The sequence below is a fragment of the Variovorax sp. ISS6 genome, from assembly GCF_056523145.1.
The window spans coordinates 5,302,004-5,323,802 of record NZ_JAWRZC010000001.1 but is presented as its reverse complement, the minus strand read 5'-3'; the positions used below and the strand labels follow the sequence as shown (position 1 = coordinate 5,323,802).

Annotated in this window: 21 protein-coding genes; 8 read left to right on the top strand and 13 right to left on the bottom strand. The window is 70.8% G+C overall.

Annotated elements, in window-relative coordinates:
- Positions 1-190: 190 nt before the first annotated feature.
- From AC1HIL_RS24570 to AC1HIL_RS24550, 5 genes are read left to right on the top strand one after another with little or no spacing between them, the layout of a single operon-like run.
- Positions 191-1,192: a sugar ABC transporter substrate-binding protein gene (locus AC1HIL_RS24570; RefSeq protein WP_057593595.1), complete on the top strand. Its 1,002-nt coding sequence runs from the start codon at positions 191-193 to the stop codon at positions 1,190-1,192.
- A gap of 26 nt (positions 1,193-1,218) precedes the next feature.
- Entirely contained in the window at positions 1,219-2,178 is a 960-nt protein-coding gene (locus AC1HIL_RS24565; RefSeq protein WP_261216501.1) for an ABC transporter permease, read from the top strand.
- Positions 2,178-2,975, top strand: coding sequence for an ATP-binding cassette domain-containing protein (locus AC1HIL_RS24560; RefSeq protein WP_057593597.1), 798 nt, complete (start codon positions 2,178-2,180; stop codon positions 2,973-2,975). Before AC1HIL_RS24565 ends, AC1HIL_RS24560 begins: the two co-directional genes overlap by 1 nt.
- A complete protein-coding gene (locus tag AC1HIL_RS24555; protein WP_479670245.1) occupies positions 2,968-4,203 on the top strand; it encodes an ROK family transcriptional regulator in 1,236 nt (411 codons plus the stop codon). Before AC1HIL_RS24560 ends, AC1HIL_RS24555 begins: the two co-directional genes overlap by 8 nt.
- Before the next feature lie 38 nt (positions 4,204-4,241).
- The gene (locus AC1HIL_RS24550) at positions 4,242-4,985 is read left to right on the top strand and encodes a tRNA-uridine aminocarboxypropyltransferase (protein WP_422096580.1); all 744 of its coding nucleotides are present in this window, start codon (positions 4,242-4,244) and stop codon (positions 4,983-4,985) included.
- Positions 4,986-5,008: 23 nt separating this feature from the next.
- Here AC1HIL_RS24550 and AC1HIL_RS24545 read toward each other — a convergent pair whose 3' ends face one another.
- The 7 genes from AC1HIL_RS24545 to AC1HIL_RS24515 form a co-directional block, all read right to left on the bottom strand.
- Complete coding sequence (locus AC1HIL_RS24545) at positions 5,009-6,034, bottom strand: Bug family tripartite tricarboxylate transporter substrate binding protein (protein ID WP_479670244.1); 1,026 nt, start codon at positions 6,032-6,034, stop codon at positions 5,009-5,011.
- A gap of 70 nt (positions 6,035-6,104) precedes the next feature.
- On the bottom strand, positions 6,105-7,016 hold the full coding sequence (locus AC1HIL_RS24540; RefSeq protein WP_261216515.1) for an HpcH/HpaI aldolase/citrate lyase family protein: 912 nt from the start codon (positions 7,014-7,016) through the stop codon (positions 6,105-6,107).
- A 27-nt stretch (positions 7,017-7,043) separates the two neighbouring features.
- Positions 7,044-8,288, bottom strand: coding sequence for a CaiB/BaiF CoA transferase family protein (locus AC1HIL_RS24535; RefSeq protein ID WP_093356086.1), 1,245 nt, complete (start codon positions 8,286-8,288; stop codon positions 7,044-7,046).
- Positions 8,285-8,776 carry a MaoC family dehydratase gene (locus tag AC1HIL_RS24530; protein ID WP_203201675.1) on the bottom strand — a complete coding sequence of 164 codons (492 nt, stop codon included), beginning with the start codon at positions 8,774-8,776 and terminating at the stop codon, positions 8,285-8,287. Before AC1HIL_RS24530 ends, AC1HIL_RS24535 begins: the two co-directional genes overlap by 4 nt.
- Positions 8,773-10,008, bottom strand: a complete 1,236-nt coding sequence (locus AC1HIL_RS24525; protein ID WP_208508065.1) for an acyl-CoA dehydrogenase family protein — start codon at positions 10,006-10,008, stop codon at positions 8,773-8,775. The genes AC1HIL_RS24530 and AC1HIL_RS24525 overlap by 4 nt, the downstream gene beginning before the upstream one ends.
- 4 nt (positions 10,009-10,012) lie before the next feature.
- Complete coding sequence (locus AC1HIL_RS24520; protein ID WP_093356093.1) at positions 10,013-10,513, bottom strand: MaoC family dehydratase; 501 nt, start codon at positions 10,511-10,513, stop codon at positions 10,013-10,015.
- A complete protein-coding gene (locus tag AC1HIL_RS24515) occupies positions 10,510-11,880 on the bottom strand; it encodes an MmgE/PrpD family protein (RefSeq protein ID WP_479670243.1) in 1,371 nt (456 codons plus the stop codon). Before AC1HIL_RS24515 ends, AC1HIL_RS24520 begins: the two co-directional genes overlap by 4 nt.
- A gap of 147 nt (positions 11,881-12,027) precedes the next feature.
- On the opposite strand from AC1HIL_RS24515, the gene AC1HIL_RS24510 reads away from it, so the two are divergent.
- On the top strand, positions 12,028-12,924 hold the full coding sequence (locus tag AC1HIL_RS24510; protein WP_479670242.1) for an HpcH/HpaI aldolase/citrate lyase family protein: 897 nt from the start codon (positions 12,028-12,030) through the stop codon (positions 12,922-12,924).
- Positions 12,925-12,933: 9 nt separating this feature from the next.
- On the opposite strand, the gene AC1HIL_RS24505 is transcribed toward AC1HIL_RS24510, so the two are convergent.
- Genes AC1HIL_RS24505 through AC1HIL_RS24480 form a run of 6 tightly spaced genes read right to left on the bottom strand, consistent with a single transcriptional unit; the run spans position 12,934 to position 18,454 of the window.
- A complete protein-coding gene (locus AC1HIL_RS24505) occupies positions 12,934-13,671 on the bottom strand; it encodes an IclR family transcriptional regulator (protein WP_057593612.1) in 738 nt (245 codons plus the stop codon).
- Between the two features lie 8 nt (positions 13,672-13,679).
- On the bottom strand, positions 13,680-14,141 hold the full coding sequence (locus AC1HIL_RS24500; protein ID WP_479670241.1) for a YiiD C-terminal domain-containing protein: 462 nt from the start codon (positions 14,139-14,141) through the stop codon (positions 13,680-13,682).
- Positions 14,142-14,201: 60 nt separating this feature from the next.
- A complete protein-coding gene (locus AC1HIL_RS24495; protein ID WP_479670240.1) occupies positions 14,202-15,236 on the bottom strand; it encodes a tripartite tricarboxylate transporter substrate binding protein in 1,035 nt (344 codons plus the stop codon).
- Positions 15,237-15,274: 38 nt separating this feature from the next.
- Positions 15,275-16,705 carry a sensor histidine kinase gene (locus AC1HIL_RS24490; protein WP_479670239.1) on the bottom strand — a complete coding sequence of 477 codons (1,431 nt, stop codon included), beginning with the start codon at positions 16,703-16,705 and terminating at the stop codon, positions 15,275-15,277.
- Positions 16,706-16,709: 4 nt separating this feature from the next.
- On the bottom strand, positions 16,710-17,375 hold the full coding sequence (locus tag AC1HIL_RS24485; RefSeq protein WP_057593619.1) for a response regulator: 666 nt from the start codon (positions 17,373-17,375) through the stop codon (positions 16,710-16,712).
- A gap of 59 nt (positions 17,376-17,434) precedes the next feature.
- On the bottom strand, positions 17,435-18,454 hold the full coding sequence (locus AC1HIL_RS24480) for a Bug family tripartite tricarboxylate transporter substrate binding protein (RefSeq protein WP_057593620.1): 1,020 nt from the start codon (positions 18,452-18,454) through the stop codon (positions 17,435-17,437).
- 322 nt (positions 18,455-18,776) lie between these two features.
- Here AC1HIL_RS24480 and AC1HIL_RS24475 point away from each other — a divergent pair, with 322 nt between their 5' ends.
- A complete protein-coding gene (locus AC1HIL_RS24475; RefSeq protein WP_479670238.1) occupies positions 18,777-20,867 on the top strand; it encodes a sensor histidine kinase in 2,091 nt (696 codons plus the stop codon).
- A complete protein-coding gene (locus AC1HIL_RS24470; protein ID WP_057593621.1) occupies positions 20,864-21,601 on the top strand; it encodes a response regulator transcription factor in 738 nt (245 codons plus the stop codon). The genes AC1HIL_RS24475 and AC1HIL_RS24470 overlap by 4 nt, the downstream gene beginning before the upstream one ends.
- Positions 21,602-21,799: the final 198 nt, after the last annotated feature.

Here is a 21,799-nt window from a genome sequence, read left to right as displayed (position 1 = left end):
ATCGCCGCGAGCCGGATCCTTGATGCTTCCTGTGCGGGTTTTCGATAACTAAACCAACTTGATTTAGTCGTTTCCTTGGCCGATAGTCCGCTGGCGCCCGGCCCGGCGACGCCATCCGCATGGCGAACGGGCCGGATCCCGAGAACCACGGGGCGGTCCGATCCAGCCGCCCGCCCAAGGAGAGACAACCATGCCCCGCATCCGCTGCATCCTGGCCCTGGCGGCCGCGTCCGTCGCCGCCTCTACCGCCTTCGCCGCCGGCGAACCCGTGATCGGCCTCGTCACCAAGACCGAGACCAACCCCTTCTTCGTGAAGATGAAGGAGGGCGCGCAGGAAGAGGCCAAGAAGCTCGGCGCCAAGCTGCTGTCGGGCGCGGGCAAGGCCGACGGCGACAACGCGGGGCAGATCACGGCCATGGAGAACATGATCGCGGCCGGCGCCAAGACCATCCTGATCACGCCGAGCGACGCCAAGGCCATCGTGCCGGCGATCAAGAAGGCGCGCGACAAGGGGATCATGGTGATCGCGCTCGACAGCCCGGCCGATCCGCCCGAGGCCACCGACGCGCTGTTCGCCACCAACAACTACACGGCCGGCGTGCTGATCGGCGAATACGCCAAGGCCGCGATGGCCGGCAAGACGCCGAAGATCGTCGCGCTCGACCTGCTGCCGGGCCACCCCGTGGGCGCGCAGCGCCACAACGGCTTCATGAAGGGCTTCGGCCTGCCGGCCAACGACGCCAAGTCGAACGAGCTCTCGAAGGCGCCCGAGATCGTCTGCATGGCCGACAGCTTCGGCGACCAGGCCAAGGCCCAGACCGTGATGGAGAACTGCCTGCAGAAGGCGCCCGACGTGAACCTGGTCTACACCATCAACGAGCCCGCCGCGGCCGGTGCCTACAACGCGCTCAAGCGCGCGGGCAAGGAGAAGGGCGTGCTGATCGTCTCGGTCGACGGCGGCTGCCAGGGCATCAAGGACACCAACGCCGGCATCATCGCCGCGACCTCGCAGCAGTACCCGCTGAAGATGGCCGCGATGGGCGTGGCCGCGGGCGTCGAATTCGCGAAGACCGGCAAGAAGGCCTCGGGCTACGTCGACACCGGCGTGACCCTGATCGCGGGCAAGAGCGTGGCCGGCGTCGAGAGCAAGGACACCAAGACCGGTGCCGAGCTGTGCTGGGGCAAGAAGTAACCAACCCGCCCCGGGGAGGCACATCGATGGCGAAATCCGCAACGCACCACATCCCGTGGGGCGCCCTCGGGCCGTGGCTGGCCCTGCTGGGTGCCTGCATCTTCTTCGCGACCCAGTCCGACCGCTTTCTCACCGGCGGCAACCTCTCGCTGATCCTGCAGCAGGTGATGGTGGTGGGCGTGATCGCGATCGGCCAGACGCTGATCATCCTCACGGCCGGCATCGACCTGTCGTGCGGCATGGTGATGGCGCTGGGCGGCATCATCATGAGCAAGTTCGCCACCGAGCTCGGCCTGCCGGTGCCGGTGGCCATCCTCTGCGGCATCGGCGTGACCACGCTGTTCGGCCTGCTCAACGGCCTGCTGGTCACGCGCATCAAGCTGCCGCCCTTCATCGTGACGCTGGGCACGCTCAACATCGCCTTCGCGATCACGCAGCTGTATTCGTCCTCGCAGACCATCACCGACCTGCCGGCCGGCCTCACGGGCCTGGGCACCACCTTCACCATCGGCAGCGCCGAGGTGGCGTGGGGCTCGGTGCTGATGGTGGCGCTCTACGGCCTCGCCTGGTTCGTGCTGCGCGAGACCGGCGCCGGCCGCCACGTCTACGCGGTGGGCAACAACGCCGAGGCGACGCGGCTGGTCGGCATCCCGACGCAGCGCGTGCTGCTGGGCGTGTACGTGGCCGCGGGCGTGCTCTACGGCATCGCCTCGCTGCTGTCGGTGGCGCGCACCGGCGTGGGCGACCCGAACGCGGGCCAGACCGAGAACCTCGACGCCATCACGGCCGTGGTGCTGGGCGGCACCAGCCTGTTCGGCGGCCGCGGCATCGTGCTCGGCTCGCTGATCGGCGTGCTGATCGTGGGCGTGTTCCGCAACGGGCTCACCCTGATGGGCGTGTCGTCGATCTACCAGGTGCTGGTGACGGGCGTGCTCGTGATCCTCGCGGTGGCGGCCGACCAGCTCTCGCGCAAGGGGGCCCGCTGATGAACGCCGTGACGAACCCCAAGGTGGTGATGCAGGCCCAGGGCCTGGTGAAGCGCTACGGCCAGGTCACCGCGCTCGACGGCGTCGACTTCGAGCTGCGCGAGGGCGAGATCCTCGCGGTGATCGGCGACAACGGCGCGGGCAAGTCCTCGCTCATCAAGGCACTGTCGGGCGCGATCGTGCCCGACGAGGGCCGGATCCTGCTCGACGGCCAGCCGGTGCAGTTCCGCAATCCGCTCGATGCGCGGCGGGCCGGCATCGAGACCGTCTACCAGGACCTGGCCGTCGCGCCCGCGATGACCATCTACGAGAACCTGTTCCTCGGCCGCGAGCTGCGCCGCCCCGGCTTCCTCGGCAACGTGCTGCGCATGCTCGACAAGAAGAGGATGCTGCTGGAGAGCACGGCCCGCATGGCCGACCTCAAGGTCGGCATCCAGTCGATGACGCAGGCCGTCGAGACCCTCTCGGGCGGCCAGCGCCAGTGCGTGGCGGTGGCGCGCAGCGCGGCCTTCGCGCGCCACGTGGTCATCATGGACGAGCCCACCGCCGCGCTCGGCGTGAAGGAGGGCAACATGGTGCTCGAGCTGATCCGCCGCGTGCGCGACCGCGGCCTGCCCGTGGTGCTGATCAGCCACAACATGCCGCACGTGTTCGAGGTCGCCGACCGCATCCACGTCGCGCGCCTGGGCAAGCGCGCCGCCGTGCTCGATCCGAAGAAGATCAGCATGAGCGACACCGTGGCCGTGATGACCGGCGCCATGCCGCCGAGCGCCTTGCCCGCGGAGGCGCATGCCTGATGCCGCGCCGGCCGCGCGCATGCCCGACCTGCTGCGCCCGCGCGGCTCCAACCAGGTCGGCATGCGCCAGTTCAACGAGCGCACCGTGCTGCAGGCGCTGCGCGTGCACGGCAGCCTGCCCAAGGCCGAGCTCGCGCGCCTCACCGGCCTGAGCGCGCAGACCATCGGGCTGATCACCGCGCGGCTCGAGGAGGACGGGCTGATCGTCAAGCAGAGCCGCGTGCGCGGCCGCATCGGCCAGCCCTCCGTGCCGCTCGCGCTCAACCCCGACGGTGCCTTCGCGATCGGCGTCAAGGTCGGCCGGCGCGGCGCCGAATGGCTGCTGATCGACTTCACGGCCCGGGTGCGCGAGCGCCATGCGATGGCATACGACTTTCCCGACGCCGACGCGCTGCTGCCCGCGATCGCGCAGCACACCCACCGGCTGCGCGACGGCCTGGGACCCTTGGCCGCGCGCACCGTCGGCGTGGGGCTCGCCGCGCCGTTCCTGCTCGGCGGCTGGCACCGCACGCTCGGGCTGTCGAAGGCGCAGTCCGACCTGTGGAACGGCATGGACCTGGGCGCCGAGGTGCGACAGCGCACCGACCTGCCGGTGATCTTCGCGCGCGACACCGTCGCGGCCTGCGTGGCCGAGCTGGTGAGCGGGCGCGGCCACGACCTGAAGAGCTTTCTCTACGTGTTCGTCGACACCTTCGTCGGCGGCGGCCTGGTGCTCAACTCGCACCTGCACGGCGGCGCGCACGGCAATGCCGGCGCGCTCGCCTCGCTGCCGATGCAGCGCGTGCGCGGCGCGCAGCGGCAGGGCGACGCGGTGCCGCCGCAGCTGATCGCCGAGGCCTCGCTGTGGGAGCTCGAGCAGCGGCTGCAGCGCGAGGGCGTCGACCCCGACGCGGCCTACGACGAGCGCGCGCTGCAGCCGCCGTTCGCCGACGCCACCGCGGCCTGGCTCGCCTCGGCCGCCGAGGCGCTGGCCCATGCGATCGCGAGCGGCACCGCGATGCTCGACCTGGCCGACGTGGTGATGGACGGCTCGATGTCGCGCCCGCTGCAGCAGGCGCTGCTCGAGGCCACGCGTGCCGCGCTCGACGGCTGCAACTGGGAGGGCCTGTGGCGCCCGCAACTGCATGGCGGCCGCGTCGGCGCACAGGCCTGCGCGCTGGGCGGCGCGATGCTGCCGCTGCACGCCAACTTCGCCCCCGATCACGACGTGTTCCTCAAGGCCGGTTGAAGACCGGCCGGCAGGCGGGCATGCCCGAGAATCGGCGCATGCCCCACGCCGTCTCCCTGCTGCGCGCCGAACGCCTCGCGCGCAGCGTCAAACCCTTCCTGGCCCGTGGCGGCTTCAAGCGCGAGCGCTGTGCCGGCTGCCGGCTCGCGCCCAGCCATTGCCTGTGCGCGCTGCGGCCCTCGATGGCCACGCGCGCGGGCGTCTGCCTGATCATGGGCGACATCGAGGCGCTCAAGCCCAGCAACACCGGCTGGCTGATCGCCGACGTGGTCGAGGACACCTTCGCCTTCGGCTGGTCGCGCACCGAGGCCGATCCCGCGCTGCTGGCCCTGCTGGCCGATCCGCGATGGCAGCCGTACGTGGTGTTTCCGGGGCAGTACGCCGCGCCCGGGCGGGTGGTGCAGACCGTCGCGCTGCCCGAGGCATCGCCAGGCGGCCCCGCGAAGCGCCCGCTGTTCGTGCTGCTCGACGGCACCTGGGCCGAGGGGCGCAAGATGTTCCGGCGCAGCGCCTACCTCGCGCAGCTGCCGGTGCTGAGCCCGGTGCTCGCGCGCAGCACGCAGTACCGGCTGCGCCAGTCGGGCCGCGACGACCACCTCTGCACCAGCGAGGTCGCGAGCCTGTGCATGGAACTGGCCGGCGACGCGCTGGCCGCGCAGATCCTCGACGCCTACCTCGCGGTCTTCACCCACCACTACCTGCAGGCGAAGAACCAGTCGCCAGTCGATGCGCAGGGCGAGGCGCATCGGCGGCTGCGGGCGCTGTCCGCGCTGCGGGCCTGAAGCCGCTTCGCGACACCCTCGGACTACTGCGCCTGCAGCCCCAGCTCCTTCGTCATCGCCTGGTAGGTGGGCCAGGTGCGCTGGATGAAGCGCTGCAGTTCGGCGCCCGTCAGCGGCGCTTCCTCCACGCCGAGCTGCGCCAGCACATTCTTGACGGCCTCCGACCTGGACGCCGATTCGCGGCAGGCATCGGCGACGCGGCGCACCACGTCGGCCGGAAGGCCCGCGGGGCCCAGGATCATGTTGCACTCGGTGAGGTTCTCGAACGCGGGCCCGGTGAAGCCCTCGTCGGCCCAGGTCGGAATGCCGGGCAGCAGCTTCTCCGAGCGCCCGCCCGAGATGACCAGCACCGGCCGGAAGCTGCCTTTCTGGATCCCGGGGCCCAGGCCCGCCAGCGAGCCCGCGCCGATGTCGATGTTGCCCGCCATCAGGTCGAACACCATCGGGCCCGTGCCCTTGTAGTTCACGATGTCGAACCTGGCGCCGGTCTGCTTGGCGAGCTGGGTCATCATGATCTGCCAGCCCGAGCCGATGCCGTAGTTGCCCACCGACACCGGCCGCTGGCGCGCGAGCGCGAGCAGTTCCTTGAAGTTCTTCACCGGCAGGTCCTTCTTCACCACCATCGGCGACACGCCGGTGCTGAAGGCCGCGATCGGCACCAGGTCCTTCGAGGTGTCGAGCGGCACCTTCTTGAGCATCACCGGTGCCTGTGCGAGCTGGCTGTGCAGCGTGATGAGCAGGGTGTAGCCGTCCGCGGGGGAGCGCGCCACGTTGTCCGCCGCGATCATGCCGATGCCGCCGGGCTTGTTCTCCACCACCACCGCCTGGCCCAGGCTCGAGGTCATGTACTCGGCCACCGCGCGCGCGGTGGCGTCGTTGGACGAGCCGGGCGCCTGCGCGGCCACCAGCCGCACCGGCTTGGTGGGCCAGTCCTGCGCGAAGGCCAGCCGCGGCAGTGCGCCGGTGCCCAGCGCCAGGCCGGCCGCGAGCAGTTGGCGCCGGCGGGCGGCATCCAGGGGCAGGAACGGTTCGATCTTGTCTCGTTGCATTGCTTTGTCTCCTTCGGGTCGCTTCAGGTGACGCGGCTGCCGGCGGCAGCGCGTCCACGGGCACGCGCGCCTACATGCCGATGCGGTCGGCCCGCTCGACCAGGTTGCGCACGATGCGCACCGACGCGATGTCGATCATCTTTCCGTCGTACTGCACGGCGCCGAGGCCCTGCGCGAGGGCCTGGTCGTAGGCCTGGATCATGTCGCGCGCGCGCGCCACATCGGCGGCCGGCGGCGAGAAGGCTTCCTGCGCGAGCGCGACCTGCGAGGGATGGATGGCCCACTTGCCGACCATGCCGAGGATCATCGAGCGCCGGCATTCCTCGCGGAAGGCGTCGGGGTCCCTGAAGTCGGCGAAGGGGCCGTCGACCGCATCGATGCGGTGCGCGCGCGCGGCGATGGTCAGCTTGTGGCGCTGGTAGTGCCAGATGTCGCCGGGGTAGCCGCTGGCGCCGCCGATGTCGCGCAGCGAGATGCCCTGGCTCGCCGAGTAGTCGCCCATGCCGAAGATCAGGCACTCGAGCCGCGGCGTGGAGGCCGCGATCTCCTCGACCCGCATCATGGCCTCGACCTCCTCGATCAGCACGTCGATGCCGATGCGCTTCTTGAGGCCCAGCTTCTTCTCCATCATCGACAGCAGCTTGTCGACGAACTGCACGTCGGCCGCGCTCATCGCCTTGGGCAGCATGATCACGTCGAGGTTCTCGCGCGCGCCCTCGACCACCTCGATGATGTCCTCGTAGGCGTACTCGGTCGTCAGGTCGTTGATGCGCACGCAGCGCGTGGTGCGGCCCCAGTCGAGGCCGTTGAGCGCGTGCACGATCTTCGCGCGCGCGGGGCGTTTCTCCGACGGCGCGACCGCATCCTCGAGATCGAGGAAGACGAAGTCGACGTCCATGCCGGCGGCTTTCTGCATCATCTTCTCGCTCGAGCCGGGCACGGACAGCTGGCAGCGGCGCAGTCTCTGGGGTCGTTCTTGCATGGAACTCGTTTCCTTCAGGCAGTGGTTTCAGTGGATGACGTGGTCGGCGCGCAGCGCCGCGATCTCGGCCGGCGCGAAGCCGAAGCCCTGGAGCACCGCGTCGCTGTGCTCGCCGGTGAGTGGCGCGCGCCGGTGCACGCCGCCGGGCGTGTCGCTCATGTGGACCGGCGTGCCGGCCACGGTCAGCGCGCGCGCGGCGCCCGGCTGCTCGGTCTCCACCAGCATCCCGCGCGCGCGGAAATGCGCGTCCTCGAAGATGTCCTGCGCGTCGAACACCGGGCCGAACGGAATCTCCGCGCCGAGCAGCGACGACAGCTCGGCCTTGGTGTGGCGCGCGGTCCATTCGCCGACCAGGGCCTCGACCTCGGCGCGGTGCGCCATGCGCGCCTCGTTGCTCGCGTAGCGCGGATCGCTCGCGAGCTCGGGCCGGCCCATGCGCTGCACGAGCGGCACCCAGAAGCGGTCATTGGGCACGCCGAGGCTCACGTGGCCGTCCTTCGCGGGGAACAGTCCGAAGGGGCACAGCAGCGGGTGGCCGTTGCCCTCGGGGCCCGGCGACTCGTGCGAGGCGCTGTACTGGTAGACCAGCCGCTCGCAGATCGCCAGCACCGCATCGACCATCGACACGTCGACGAACTGGCCGCGCCCGGTGCGCTGCGCGCGCCAGCAGGCCGAGGCGATGCCGAAGGCGAGGAAGGTCGCGGGCACCAGGTCGCCGACGCCCGGGCCGATCTTGGTCGGCGCACCCGCGGGCACCGGGCCGGTGATGCCCATGATGCCGCCCATCGCCTGCGCGACCGGGTCGTAGGCCGGCCAGTCGGCGTAGGGGCTGCGGCCGCTGCGCGGGTCGCCGAAGCCGCGCATCGCGGCATACACCAGGCGCGGGTTCTCGGCGATCAGCGCCTCGTAGCCCAGGCCCAGCCGTTCCATCACGCCGCAGCGGTAGTTCTCGACCAGCACGTCGGCGCCGCGCACCATGCGCAGCAGCGCGGCCTTGCCGGCGGGCTGCTTGAGGTCGAGCGCGAGCGACTGCTTGTTGCGGTTGATCGAGGCGAAGTAGCCACCGAAGCCGCCTTCGGCGATGGTCAGCGCGCCGGGCAGGTGCGGGCCGGTCCGGCGCGTGGGGTCGCCGCCGGGCGGCTCGATCTTCACCACGCGCGCGCCCTGGTCGGCCAGCATCATGGTGGCGTAGGGGCCGGCCAGCATGCGCGTGAGGTCGAGCACGACCAGGCCGTCGAGCGCGCCGGTGGCGGCGGGGGCAGCCTGCGTCACCGGCCCGCCCAATGGCTCTTGCGCTTGAGCAGCACGGTGCGCTCGGCCTCGACGCAGAGCTTGTCGTCCTGGTTCAGGCCGTAGTGCCGGAAGCGCACGATGCCGGCGTCGTCGCGGTCGGCCGCGCGCGCTTCCAGCACCTCGCTGTAGGCATAGAGGGTGTCGCCATGGAACACCGGATGCGACAGGCGGATCCTGTCGAGCGCCAGCTCCTGCAGGCATTGCTCGGCCGTGTCCTGGGCCGCGAGCCCGAGCACCATCGACAGGTTGATGCCGCCGAACACCACGCGCTGCGCGAAGATGCCGCGCGCATCCTGCTTCTTCATCGCGTCCTCGTTGAAATGGCCTTCGGCGGTGTTCATCACCAGGTTGGTGAGCAGCACGTTGTCCATCTCGGTCACGGTCTTGCCGCGGTGGTGGCGCAGCAGCAGGCCGACCTCGAAGTCCTCGAAGTAGTTGTCGGCGCTGGTGAGTTCGGCGCTTCTCATGCCGCGCCGCCTTTCTGCGCCACGGCCGCGAAGGCGCGCCCGGCGATCATGGCCTCGACCTCCGACTTGCCCAGCAGGCTGGTCGCGATGATGCGCTGCTGGATCTCCGAGGTGCCCTCGAAGATCTTCGTGAGCCGCGCGTCGCGCCAGTAGCGCTCGACCGGGAACAGCCTGGTGTAGCCCGCGCCGCCGAAGATCTGCATCGCCTCGGAGGTCACGCGCTCGGCCATCTCGGAGGCGAAGTACTTCGCCATCGAGGCTTCCTTGTCGCAGCGCCGGCCGCTGTCGATCTCGCTGCAGACGAAGTGCATGAGCTGGCGCGCCGCCTCGATCTCGGTCGCCATGGTGGCGATCTTGAAGCGGATCGCCTGGTACTCGGCGATCGGCATGCCGAACTGCTTGCGCTCGCCCGCGTAGGCGATGGCGTCCTCGAGCGCACCCTGGGCCAGGCCGATGGCACGCGCGGCCGTGTGGGCGCGCGCGCCTTCCAGGCCCTTGGTCATCAGGTGGAAGGCCTTGCCTTCCTCGCCGATCAGGCAGTCCGCCGGCACGCGCAGGCCGTCGAGCGCGAGCTCGAAGGTCTTCCAGCCGAAGTAGCCGATCTTGGGGATCGGCGCGCCGGTCATGCCCTTCGGAAAGCTGCCGCGCTCCTTCTCGATCAGGAAGCAGGAGATGCCGAGCCAGCGCTTGTCGGAGTTGGGCGGCGGCGCGGTGCGCGCGAACAGCGTGATGTAGTCGGCGCCGTCCGCGAAGGTGCACCAGTACTTGTTGCCGGTGATCACCCACTCGTCGCCGTCGCGCACCGCGCGGCAGGAGATCGAGGCCAGGTCGGAGCCGGTGTCGGGCTCGGACAGCGCGCTCGCGTTGAGGAACTCGCCGCGCACCACGCGCGGCAGGTACCTGGCGCGCATCTCCTCGGGCATGGCGGCCTTGATCCAGCCGCCCTGGGCGCGCGCGACGATCGAGGCGACCGACATCCAGCCGCGAGCGAGTTCCTCGCAGATCAGGCAGTACTCGAAATAGCCGAGACCGAGGCCGCCGTACTGCTCGGGAATCATGATCCCGAAGTAGCCCATGTCGGCGATCTTCTGGCGCAGTTCCATCGGGATCTCGCCCTCCGGACCGTCGAGCCTGTTGGCGACCGGCAGCACCTCCTTCATCGTGAATTCGCGCGCCGCGTCGCGGATCATGCGACGCTCTTGCGTCATGTAGCCCAGACCATCTTCCGACATCGTTTCAGTTCCTCGTTTTGACCAGGTTCGTGCGCTTGAAGGCGATGACCTCCTCGCCGCGTTGGTTGCTGCCGCGCGTGTGCCAGGTGACGATGCCGTAGCCCGGGCGGTTGCTCGCCAGGCGCGCGGCCACCACCTCGGAGCGGGCCTCGAGCGTGTCGCCCGGATAGACGGGCCGCAGGTAGCTGAGCTCGTCCACGCCGAGGAAGGGACCGCCGCCCTCGGACAGGTCTTCCACCGACAGGCCGAACACCGTGTTGAACACCAGCAGCGGATTGACCGGCGTGGTCGGGTGGCCATGGGCCCGGGCGAAGGCCTCGTTGGTGTAGTGCGGGTTGTAGTGCAGCGTGAGGGTGGAGAACAGCGTGTTGTCCGCGGCCGTGACCGTGCGGCCCCAGTGGTGCGCGAAGCGGCGGCCGATGTCGAAGTCCTCGTACCGGTTGCCGCGTGTCCTGGGCCTGGCCTCGGCCTTCAGGCGTTGGACCGTGATGTCGTTGGGCGTCATTGAATCGCTTCGATCAGGGAGTGGAGGTGGGGGGAGGTGGGGAGTGCCGCGACCGCGTGCGCCAGCCGCTCGAAGCGCGCGGCGCCGATCACCGGCTCGGCGATCGCGCGCGCCTTGGCATGCAGGCGTTGCCATTGCGCATCGAGGTCGGTGGCGGGAATGGCGACGTTGGCCTGCGCGCTCAGCACGCGGCCATCGCGCGTGCGCAGGGTGGCGGTCGCGGTGTCGCGCTGCTGCGTGTCGGCGACCTCGAGCGTCACGCGCTCGCGCGCCCGGCGCCAGCGCGGATCGCTTGCCGTCTCGTCGGTGTAGAGACCGAGCGCGGCGGTGTCGGCGCCGTCCAAAGCCAGCGCGGCCAGGTGGCGGATCGAGAACTTGACTTCGAGCCCGGTCGCCGGGGCCTCGATGTCGCAGACGCCGCGGTGGTTGCCTTCGCCCGAGACCGTCAGCGTCAGCGTCTCCAGGTCGTCGAGGCCGACGCCGTGGCGCGCGCGCAGCTCGCGGATGGCCTCGATCGACGAGTGCGTGAGGTAGCAGGCGGCGTGGTACTTGAACAGCGTGCGCTCGATCGCGAAGCCGGACGTGGTGTCGATGGTGGCGGGGAAGGGGTTGAGCTCCGGTGCCAGCGTGCGCGCGAAACCCTGCGCGCCCTCGATCGCCTGCTCGTTGGCGGTGAAGCCGCGCGCCGCGAGCTGCGCGGCCATCAGCCCGTTCATCGCGGCCTTGCCCGCGTGCAGCGGCTTGGCCATGGTGCCGAACATCGACTTGAGACCGGCGGCCTGGGTGGCCGCGAGGCCCAGCGCATGCGCGGTCCGCGACGGGTCGAGTCCTTGCAAGTGGGCACAGGCCGCGGCGGCGCCCAGCGTGCCGACGGTGCCGGTCGCATGGAAGCCGTGGCGGTAGTGGCTCGGACCCACCATCTCGCCGACGCGGCTCTCGATCTCGTGGCCGACCACCACGGCCTGCAGCAGCGCGAGGCCGGAGGCGCCGCGCGCCTGTGCCAGCGCCAGCGCCGCGGGCACCACCGGCACGCTGGGGTGGCCGAACATGCGCGAGGCCACGTCGTCGAAGTCGAGCGCATGGCCGGCTGCGCCGTTGATCAGTGCCGCGTCCAGCGGCCGCGCACGGCGGCCGCTCGCGATCAGCGAGGAGGCTTCGTTACCGCTGCCGCCATATTCTTCCGCAAGTATCCGCACCAGCGGTTCGCTGCTGCCTGCGATGGTCACGGCGAGCCAGTCGAGCATCACGTGCCGCGCCCATTCGAGCGCCAGCGGCGTGATCGCCTGCTGCGCGCCGCCGCCGATCCATTCGGCCAGCAGCCGCGTGGCCTCCACGTCCTTCGTCACGCCGGTATGCGCTTCGCTCATCTTTTTCCTGCCGTCTGGTTGTCTCGTTCGCTGAAGTATCCGGGCGTGCGTCGGCGAAAAGCATCATGGATGTGATGGTTGACGATGCGCGAGAACCATCACATATGCGATGGAGGGCATGCGAGCGAAGCGGCAGACTGCACGCCCATGAATGCACACCAGTACCCACCGCGCCGTTCGGCGCTCTACGTTCCGGCCTCCAATCCACGCGCCCTCGCCAAGGTCGGCGGCCTCGATGCCGATGCCGTCGTCTTCGACCTCGAAGATGCCGTCGCTCCCGAGATGAAGGAGGCGGCGCGCGGCCACTTGCTGCAGGTCTTCGAGGCCGGATGGCCCGGGCCGCACTACAGGGTGGTGCGCATCAATGCCATCGGTAGCGCGGACTTCGATGCCGACATGCGCACCGTGGCGCGCTGCCGCCCCGATGCGTTGCTGGTGCCCAAGATCGGCAGCGCGAACGACGTGCGCTTCCTGTCGGAGGCGGCGCTGCGCCATGGTCTCGGCGCTGAACTGCGGCTATGGCTGATGGTCGAGACGGCCGACGCGCTCGCGGCGCTCGACGACATCGTGCGCGCCGGCCTCGGCGCGCGCCCGCGGCTCGAGGTCCTCGTGGTCGGCACCAACGACCTCGCGAAGGAAACGGGCGTGTTCGCGGGCGATGGGCGGCGCTACCTCATGCCCTGGCTGATGAATGTCGTGCTCAATGCGAAGCGGCATGGCGTCTGCGTGCTCGACGGCGTCTGGAACGAATTCGCCGACACCGCGGGCTTCGATGCGGAGGCCCTGCAGTCGGCGCGCATGGCCTTCGACGGCAAGACGCTGATCCATCCGTCGCAGATCGCGCCGGCGAACGCGGCCTTCTCTCCTTCGGCGGCGGCGCTCGAGGAGGCGCGGGCGATCGTCGCGGCCTTCGAGCTGCCCCGCCATGCGGGCGCGGGCGTCATCAACCTCGAAGGCCGGATGGTCGAGCGGCTGCATCTTGCGCAGGCGCGGCGCCTGCTGGCAATGCAGGCGGCGATCGAGGCGCGCGACCAAGGCCGCTGAGCGCCGCGCTCAGCAATTTCCCGCGGCGGCCAGCAGCGCTGGCAGCAGTTGCTTGCGCCGCTGGTGCAGCCGATCGACCGGCGCACCGATCCCGATCGCCAGCCGCTGGCTGCGGATCTTGGTGGGGATCAGGGTGGCGATCACGCCCGCGCCCGAGGTCGCGAGATTGGCCGATTCGTACCAGCCCTGTTCGCGCGCCTGCTCGACCGCGCGCAGGGTCTGCGCGATCCGTGCGATCGGGCCGCCCTTGCCGCGCTCCGCGTTGTAGCGCCGCAGCAGCAGTTCGATCTGCTCGTCCTTCATCTCGCTCAGCAGCATGATGCCGATGGCGGCGTGGTGCATCGGCCGCTTCACGCCCGGCGAGGGCGAGAAGCGCAGCGCATGCTGCGACTGGATCACCGAGATGTACTGCAGCGAGAGGCCGCTCTTGCGCCCGAGCAGCACCGACTCGCCGGTCTCGCTGGCCAGGCGGCGCAGCGTGTCGTGGATCGTCTCGCGCTGGCCCGGCATGCGCGTGGCCCATTCGCAGAGGAACGCGACGCGCACCGACGGGCAGTAGCTGCGCGTCGCGCGCTCGTACTCCATGTAGCCCTGGCTGGCCAGGGTCTTGAGCAGCATCGAGACGCTCGATTGCGGCGCGCCCAGCTTCTGCACGATCTCCGCCACGCGCAGCGGCCGCTGCTCGGCCTCGAACAGCTCGAGCAGTTCGAAGACCCGCACCGCGGATTTCACGAGGGTGTTCTGCATGGCCGTTGCTACGCGATCGGTTCGGGTGGAGGCCGCAGCGCCACGAATTCGCCCGTCAGCCGCCCCACGACCTGCCCGCCGTACTCGAGCTGCGACGACACCGAGATGCGGGCCTTGCCCTTGCGCGCCAGCATGCGCGCGAACGGCAGCCACTGCGCGGGTTCGTCGAAGGCCGAGCGCGCGATGAAGTCGCCCTCGATCGGCAACTCGTAGGCCATGGTGTTGCGCTGGATCACGAGCCGGCTGGCCAGGCCCTCGGCCGTCAGCCGCGTGTTGAGCAGCGACCAGGCCGCGAGGATCGCGACCGCCGAGGCGCTGCCGCCGAACACGGTGTCGCGGTGGTTGATGTTGGGCGCGAGCGGTGCGCGCAGCACCACTTCATGCGCTGCCACCGAGGCGACGGACACGGCCATGGCCTTCGAGAGGGGGATGTGGTCGTGGAGGTAGGTTTGCAGTTCCGAGGGGATCAAGACTTCTCCTGGTTCGAAGGATGCATCGCCTTCGGTGGATCGACGCGGGCCGGATCGAGATCAAGGATTCCACCGCCGCAATCCCAGTTCTTCGGCCTGCTGCCGATAAACCTGGATGCGTTCCCGCACATAGGCATCGAGCGCGGCCCCCGTGAGCGCGAAGGGATAGAGCCCATGCCGCTCGCGCAGCGCAGCATAGCCGGGCGCGGCCATGGCTTCCTCGAAGGCGGTGGTCCAGGCGCGCAGCGCGGCGTCGGGCACGTCGGCGCTGATGTAGAGGCCGCGCACCGTGGGCCACACGAGGTCCACGCCCTGTTCGCGCGCGGTCGGCACGCCCGCGAGCGCACCGCCGAGCCGCGCTTCCGACAGCACCGCGAGCAGGCGCACGGCGGTGCCGCCGGCCATGGCCTGCAGCGCCTCGGCGGCGTCGCCCGCGAACACGTCGACATGCCGGCCCTGCAGCGCGCCGAGCGCATCGCCGCCGCCTTCGAAGGAGACGAAGCGCATCGCGCGGTGGTCGCCGCCGGCGGCGCGCACCAGCAGCGCGGCCTTCACCCAGTCCTGGCTGCCGACGGTACCGCCGGCGCCGAACACGATGCGCGACGGCGACTGGCGCAGCGCGGCCATCAGCTCGCGCAGGCTGCGCCAGGGCGAGTCGCGGTGCACCACGACCACGCCGTAGTCGGTGCCGAGCGCGGCGACCCAGCGCACGGCGCTGGTCGGATGCGGGCCGAAGCGGCCCTGCGCGAGGTTGAGCAGCGAGCCGCTCGAGAACGCGACCAGCGTGCCGGGACCGCCGAGGCGGCCGGTGGCGATGCGGTCGAAGGCAAGGGCGCCGATGCCGCCCGGCAGGAAGCGCTGAGCGAGCGGCGCGCGCGCGGGGCGCACGGCCTGCAGCGCGTCGCGCGCGAGCGCGCAGGTGAGGGCGAAGCCGCCGCCGGCCTTGGCGGGGATGATGCATTCGGCCGCGGCCTGCGACGGATCGGCCGGATCGAGTTGCGGCGCCGCGAAGGCGCGCATCGCGCCGCCGGGCAGCAGCAGCGCCGAGAGCGCGCGCAGGGCGTGGCGTCGAGGGTGATCGATGCGGATCGGCATGGCGGGGATTCTGGCCGCGAAACGAGGCGCGAAGGCGCTCAGGCCGTGCCCGGCTTCGGCCACCAGATGATGGCATGCAGCCCGCTGCCGCTCTCGCGCGCCTCGAGCCGCAGCTCGCCGCCATGGCGCTGCGCGATCGAGCGCGCGATGGCCAGGCCGAGCCCGAAGCCGCCCTTGCCGGCGCGCGCGCCGCGCCGGAAGCGCTGGCCGAGCTGGGCGCGTTCCTCCTCGCCGAGACCGGGGCCGTCGTCCTCGACATTGAGGCTCCAGCCGGCCGCGTCGCCGGCCGCGAACACGGTGATGGTGCCCTCGGCGGGGGTGTAGGCGATCGCGTTGGCGACGAGGTTGGTGAGCGCCTCGCACAGCAGCGCGCGGTCGGCGATGGCGAGGTGCGCATGCTCCGCGGTTTCGTCGGGTGCCTGGATGCCGAGGTCGATGCGCTTGGCGCGCGCCTGCGGCAGCAGGTTGACGGCCACCTCGCGCAGCAGGCTGGCGAGTTCGAACGCCGCCGGCGCCACGGCCACGGTGTCGCTGCGGCCCAGCGCCAGCAACTGCTGTGCGCTGCGCGTGGCGCGGCCGATCTCGGTGCCCAGCGCGTCGAGCGCGGCGCGCACCTGCAGCGGATCGTGCTGGCGCTGCGCGTAGTCGGCCTGCATCTGCAAGGTGGTGAGGTGGGTGCGCAGCTGGTGCGAGGCATCGTCGAGGAACTGCCGCTGCTGCGCCACCAGGTCCTGCGTGCGCGACATCTGGCGGTTGACCGCGGCCACCAGCGGCCGCACGTCGGCGGGCAGGTCGGCGTCGGCGATGCGCGTGAGGTCGTCGGGCTTGCGCGCCTCGACCTCGCGCGCGAGGCGCGACAGCGGCCGCAGCGCCGCCGCCAGCGCGGCGCCGGTGCCGAACACCAGCAGCGCGAGCACCAGCGCATCGCGCAGCGCGGCGCTGCGCACGAAGCGCGCGCTGAATGCCTGGCGCGAGCGCGTGCTCTCGCCGACCTGGATCAGCACGCTGCGCCCGGCGCTGCCCGCGGGCGCGCGGTCGAGCTCGCGCCGGTAGGCCGCGAGCCGCACGGCCTCGCCGAAGTACTCGGCGTCGTAGAAGGCCGGCACGCCGAGCGCGAGCGAGGCGGGCGGCGCGGGCAGGTCGGCGCTGCCGAGCTCCACCAGCCCGTCGGAAGTGGCCACGCGAAAGAACACCTGGCCGCTGGCCGTGAGCTCGAAGAACTCGAACATGGTGTAGGGCAGCTCGACCGAGAGCCCGCCCGAGGCGGTCGAGATGTTGGCGTCGATGGACTTGAGCGCGCCGAGCAGCGAGCGGTCGTAGGCCGCGTTGGCCGATTCGAGCGCATCGTGCCGCGTGCGCCACAGCTCGATGCCGATGACGGCGACCAGCGCGGGCAGCAGCAGCAGCGCGAGCCGCTGCCAGAGGCTCGCGCGGCGCAGCCAGCCGATCGAGGGACGCGCCCTGAACACGTTCTCAGTCCGCCTCGAGCACGTAGCCCAGGCCGCGCAGCGTGACGATGCGCACGCCGCGGCCGTCCAGGCGCTTGCGCAACCGGTAGACCAGCACCTCGACGGCCTCGGGATGCACCTCCTCGTCGTCGGAGAACACGCGCTCGAGGATCTGCTGCTTCGACAGCGGCTCGCCGCTGCGCTGCACCAGCACGCGCAGCACCGCGAGCTCGCGCGGCGACAGCGCGAGCGCCTCGCCGGCCAGCGCGAACTGCCGCCGCGCGCCGTCGTACACCAGCGGCCCGCAGGCCAGCCGCGGATGCTCCACGCCGCGCGCGCGGCGCACCAGCGCATGCAGCCGCGCCTCGAGCTCGGCCAGCGCGAAGGGCTTGGCGAGGAAGTCGTCGGCGCCGGCATTGAGCGCGCTCACGCGCTCGTCGAGCGAGTCGCGCGCCGTGAGGATCAGCGCGGGCAGCCGCTGGTCGCGCTCGCGCAGCCGCTGCAGCACCGCATGGCCGTCGAGCCCGGGCAGCCCGAGGTCGAGCACCAGCGCATCGTGGTCGCGCTGCTGCAGCGCGCGGTCGGCCAGCCGGCCGTCGTCCACCCACTCGACCTGGATGCCCGCATGCTCGAGCGCCTTGCTGAGCCAGGTGCCCAGGGTGTGTTCGTCTTCGGCCAGCAGGATGCGCATGGGGCGACTGTAGGGCGCGGCGGTGCCGCCGCCCAGGCGGCTTTCCCGCAGGTCCGCGCTCAATCGGGCTTGATGCCCGCCCGCGCGATCACCTTCTGCCAGCGCGCCTGCTCGCTCGCGATGAACTGCGCGAACTGCTCGGGCGTGCCGCCGACGGCCTCGGCCGCGTCGCCGGTCAGGCGGCGCATCGACTCGGGCGCCTTCACGGCGTTCATGGTCTCGGCCGAGAGCTTGGCGAGCTGGGCCGGCGTGATGCCGGCCGGCGCGAGCATGCCGTACCACTGCGTCATCTCGAAGCCCGGGAAGCCCTGCTCGGCCACGGTCGGCACGTCGGGCAGCTGGGCCAGCCGCTTGGCCGAGCCGGTGGCGATGCAGCGCACCTTGCCGGCCTTGATGAAGGGGATGACCGCCGCCGCGCCGATGGCCGAGGCATCGAGCCGGCCCGAGAGCAGGTCGGTCACCATCGGGCCGGTGCCGCGGTAGGGCACGTGCAGCATGAAGACCTCGGAAGTCATCTTCAGGTACTCGAAGGCGAGGTGGCCCGCGCTGCCGTTGCCGGCCGAGCCGTAGCTGAGCTTGCCGGGCTTGCTCTTGGCATAGGCGATGAACTCCTTGAGGTTCTTCGCGGGCACGTCGGGGTGCACCACGTAGAGGCTGGGCACCTTGGCCAGCAGGCTCACGGGCTTGAAGTCCTTGTTCGCGTCGTAGGGCAGCTTGGCGAAGATGTACGGGTTGACCGCCAGCGTGCCGATGTGGCCGAGGATCAGCGTGTGCTGGTCGGTGCTGCGCGCCACCTCGCTCATGGCGATGTTGCCGGCCGCGCCGGGCTTGTTGTCGACGAACACGTTCTGGCCCAGCGTGCGCGACAGCTCGACCGCGGTCGAGCGCGCCACGATCTCCGAGCTGCCGCCCGGCGCGAAAGGCACGACGAAGCGCACGGCCTTGTTGGGCCAGGTGTCGTCGGCGCGGGCGAGGCCCGCGAAGCCCGGCAGCAGGCCGCCGAGGGCGAGCGCGCTGCCCGATTGCAACCATTGGCGGCGGGTGGGCGAACCCAGGTGTTGGGGAAGGTCGAGGCGCATCGGTCTTGTCTCCGTTTTTTTCCAGAAGGCCGCATGGTGCCTGGGGCCGGCTGTCGGAATGCTGTCAGTGCCCGCGATCGGGCGCATGAAAGAAAAAGTAAGGTGCAAACTCGGGACCCGCGCCCCAGAATCCGGCGCGGCGACGGCACCCAGGTCGCGCGATCCCGAGGGCGGCGAGCGGGTGCCACGGATATCGGTAGACGCAGCACCCACGGACGAGCACATCCATTCTCGCGAAGCCCCCTGCATGAATTCGAGGACCCGGACGGCCACTTTGTTCATTGCCCCACGCCTGAAGCATCTCGGGACATGGCTCGCCCTCTTGCTGCTGGCCTGCCTGGCACTGCCGAGCCATGCGCAGGTGGAGCCGCTGCGGCTCGACACCGCACTGAGCATCCGCGAGCGCAACTTCATCGGGCATCTGGAGGCCTTCCACGACAAGACCGGCCTGCTCACGCGCGAACAGGTCGCCGCGCCTCCCTATCGGCAGCAGTTCGAGACGCTCGCGAATGTCTTCAACGGCGGCTACGCCCGGGGCGCGTGGTGGGTGCGCTTCCGGATCCAGGCCTCTCCCGAGGAGGTGGCGCGTCCGCTCGAGGGCGGCTGGTGGCTGCGGCTCAACGCACCCTACGCGGACTACATCGACGTGTGGTGGCCCGATGCCGAAGGCGGCGCGGGCGGCGGCTTCGTCCACCGCGAACTCGGCGGGATGCGTGCCGGCTCGCAGCGCGAGCTGCCCTGGTCGATCCCCGCGACGCGGCTGCCCGAGCTGCGCGACACCGAGCCGCGCTGGGTCTGGGTGCGCCTCGCGGGCGACCGTTCGCTGAGCCTCGCGGGCGGGGTGTCGCCGCTGCGCGAGCAGGCGGTGGTGCAGCAGGAGCTCAACTACGTCGATGCGGCGGTCACCGGCATGGCCCTGCTGATGGCGGTGGTCAGCCTGATGATGGGCATCGCGCTGCCCGACCGGCGCTTCCTCGCCTATGCCGGCTACCTGTTCACGCTCGCGCTGTTGTTCGCGAGCTCGGAGGGCCTGCCGGCGGCGCTGTGGCTGCAGGACGACCCGCGGGCCGCCGTCCGCCTGCACAACTTCGCGGTCTGCCTGCACACGGCCGCCGCCTTCGCGTTCGCCCGCGTGCTGCTGGACATGGACCGGCAGTTCCCGCGCATGAATCGCGTGTTCCAGGTCATGACCTTGCTGTGCCTCGCAGGCTGCGCGATCGCCATCGCCGGCGGCTACGGCCGTGTCGCGCGCCCGCTGAACATGGCCTGGGTGCTGTTCGCCGTCTGCATCGTGCCGATGTGCGCGGTGGCGCTGCGCCGCAACCTCCAGGCCTGGCCGGGACTGATCGGCTATGCGGTCTACCTGATGATGGGCGCGATGCACTTCGCCAAGAACCTGCAGTGGCTGCCCTACACGCTGGTCACCCAGTCCAGCTACGCGATCGGCAGCATCCTCCACATCATGGCCTTCTTCTTCGCGCTGGGCTGGCGCGTGCGCCAGCGCGAGCGGCGGGCGCTCTCGCTGTCGCTGCGGCACCGCGCGCGCCTGGCGCGGCGCGTGAACGAACGCACCCACGACCTGCGCCAGGAGATCGCCCAGCACCATCGCACCCACGACCAACTGGCGCTGGCGCTGCGCGAGCAGCGCGGCCTGCTGGCCATGGTGTCGCACGAGTTCCGCACGCCGCTCGGCACGATCGGCGGCTCGGCGCAGATCCTCTCGGACGACCGGCTCGGCCTGGCGCGCGAGGAGGTCAAGAGGGAAGCCGAGAAGATCGGCCGCACGGTCTTTCGCATGCGCGACCTGGTCGACACCCTGCTGGCCGACGAATGGCTCGATGCCTCGAGCAACAACCTGCACCTGGCGCCGCTCGAGCTCGCGGTGTTCCTGCGCGAGAAGATCGAGGAGCACAACGAGGGCATGGCCGGCGGTCGCATCTCGCTGCAGCTCGATGCGCGCGAGCTGCCGGTGCTGGCGGACGAGACGCTGATGCACATCGCGATGGACAACCTGCTGACCAACGCCATCAAGTACGCGCCGCCGCATTCGCCGGTGCGCGTGCGCGCCGGCATCCGCCGCTGCCGTGCCGACGGCTTTCCCGAAGGCGATGCGATACCGGGCGTCTGCATCCAGGTGTGCGACGAAGGCCCGGGCTTCATGCCGCAGGACCTGACGCATGTGTTCGAGCGCTTCTACCGCGCGGCCGGCGTGCGGCGCATCCCGGGCATCGGGCTGGGCCTGCACATGGTGCACCGCATCGCCACGGTCCATGGCGGCAGCGTGGTCGCCGCCAACGGCGCCAGCGAGGGGGCCGTGCTGACGCTGACGCTGCCGCTGCTCGGCAGCGCCGAGCCGGCGCCAGCGCGCGGCGCGGTCGCGCTGCCGATGGCCGTGCACGGAGGCCGCCGGTGAGCGCCGCGACCCGCGTGCTGGTCATCGAGGACGACGACGACCTGCGCGACACGGTGCTGCGCTACCTGCGCGGCGTGGGTATGCTCGCGTACGGCGTGGAGAGCGCCGAGAAGCTCGACGCGGAGCTCGAGCGGCAGGACTTCGATGCCGTGGTGTGCGACGTCAACCTGCCGGGCGAGGACGGCTTCAGCGTGCTGGCGCGCCTGCGCTCGCGCAGCGCCATGCGCATCGTGATGCTGACCGCGCGCGGCATGCTCAACGACCGGCTGCATGGTCTGGGTCTGGGCGCCGACTACTACCTCGTGAAGCCGGTGAACCTGCGCGAGCTCGAGATGGTGCTGCACAACCTGCTGCAACGCAGCCAGGAGACGCCGGGGCAGGGCGCGCGCGAGCCCAGTGCCGCGCAGGCCGGCGAGCTCGCCGCGCACGTGCCCTGGCGCTATCACTACACCACCTGGCTGCTGCTGTCGCCGGCCGGCGAGCGCGTGCAGCTGTCGAACGCGGAAGCACGGCTTCTGCAATGCCTGATCGAGCAGCCGCGCGAAGTGGTGGACCGCGGCACGCTGCTCGCGGCGATGGGGCGCCCCGGGCTCGAAGCTTACGAGCGCAACCTCGATGTCACGGTCTCGCGGCTGCGCCGCAAGGCCGAGCAGGCCTGCGGCGAGAAGCTGCCGATCGTCGCGGTGCGCGGCGAGGGCTACAGCTTCCAGGGGGACGCGCGCATCGAGCCTTGAGCAGCGCGCGCACGGCCACGCGCGATGCGAGAACCAATGCATTCCTTTGCTCCCGGAACCACGGTTTCCCGGGGGTGTTTGGGGTGTCCGTTGCAAGAAAAAGTAAGGTGCAAATCGGACACCGGCCTTTGAGAATTTCCCTCCAAGCGGCAACGCAGTGATGCCGCACGCGCCATGCGCATTCGCGCTTGCATGGCA